Origin of the sequence: Glaciihabitans sp. UYNi722 (assembly GCF_040549465.1) — a bacterium.
Classification (GTDB): domain Bacteria; phylum Actinomycetota; class Actinomycetes; order Actinomycetales; family Microbacteriaceae; genus Lacisediminihabitans.
In genome coordinates, this window is record NZ_JBEPTL010000057.1 from 1 (window position 1) to 1341 (window position 1341).

Annotated in this window: 1 protein-coding gene; it reads right to left on the bottom strand. The window is 64.8% G+C overall.

The genetic code is table 11. The features are described from left to right. A partial coding sequence (locus ABIB56_RS18445; RefSeq protein ID WP_354570687.1) for an MFS transporter occupies positions 1–1322 on the bottom strand: 1322 nt, incomplete at its 3' end. Positions 1323–1341: the final 19 nt, after the last annotated feature.

The window sequence follows — 1341 nt, forward strand, 5'->3', positions numbered from 1 at the left end:
AGGTAGGTGGTGACGGTGACGAGCAGTGCGGTGATGACGCCGTCCTGGGGTGATGCGCCGTCTGTGATCCGTCCGAAGAAGATCGACCCGGGCAGGGTGACGCCGAGAACCATGCCGACCTGTCCGAGGGTGGTCAGGGTTCCGGATGCCGCACCGGCCTCCGCTGTGGGAACGGTGGCGAGGGTGAGTTCCATCTGCGGCATGATCAGGATCATCATGCCGGCACCGGCGAGGCCGAGTGGGAGTACGAGGTTCCAGCCGGTGAGGGTGTCGCCTGCTGACACGATGGCCAGCATGACCCAGACGAATGCGGCAGCCTGGATGGTCCCGCCGAGCACTACCGCGTGCTTGCCGAACTTCTTGGCGAGGGGTATCGCGGCGGCGGTGGCGACCATCGATCCGATGGCGAGCGGCAGGATGGTGAGTCCTGCGGCCAAAGGAGTGAAGCCCAGGGTCTGTTGCACGTAGAAGATGATGACCAACGCGTAGCTGCCGTTGCCGATCGACGACAGCACTTGCACGACGGAGCCGCTGGCGAAGCCGTGGTTGCGGAAGAGTGTCATCGGCAGCAGGGCCGAGCCGTTGTCCCGGAGTTTGCGCTTCTGTTGCAGGACGAAGAGGACGAGGATGATCGGCGCTGCCGCGAGCATGGCCCAGATCCACCATGCCCAGTCGGCCTGGCGGGCATCGGTCAGCGGGAAGACGATGAGGAACACGGTGGCAGCCCCGAGCAGGGTGCCCACGATGTCCAGTTTGGGTGGGGCTTCCGAGCGGCTGTTCGGCACGAAGAGCAGCGACGCGATGATCAGTACGGCGCCGACCGGGATGTTGATGAGGAAGATGCTCCGCCACCCCGCATCAAAGGCGTTGATGGTGACGAGCCAGCCGCCGAGCAGCAGTCCGGTCACCGCGCCGAGGGCACTCAGCGCGCCGACGATGCCGAAGATCGGGCCGCGTTCCTCAGGCTTGTACATCACTTGCACGCTGGAGAGCACCTGTGGCACCATGATGCCGGCGAATGCTCCCTGAAGGATGCGGGTCGCCACCAGCGTGTCCCCGGTTGGGCTGAACGAGGCGAGCAGCGACGCGACGGTGAAGCCGGCGACACCGATCACGAACACTCGACGGCGCCCGAAGATATCGCCGATGCGCCCGCCGGTGATGAGCAGGGTGGCGAAGGCGACGACGTAGCCGGCCAACGTCCATTCCAGCTGTGCGGGGTTCGCACCGAGATCGTTGCCGATCGCGGGCAGGGCCACGTTAGTGATAGTCGAATCCATCAGATCCATAACGAGAGCGACCATCAGAATGACCGTCGCCACCAACCGTTTGTTCACGTGC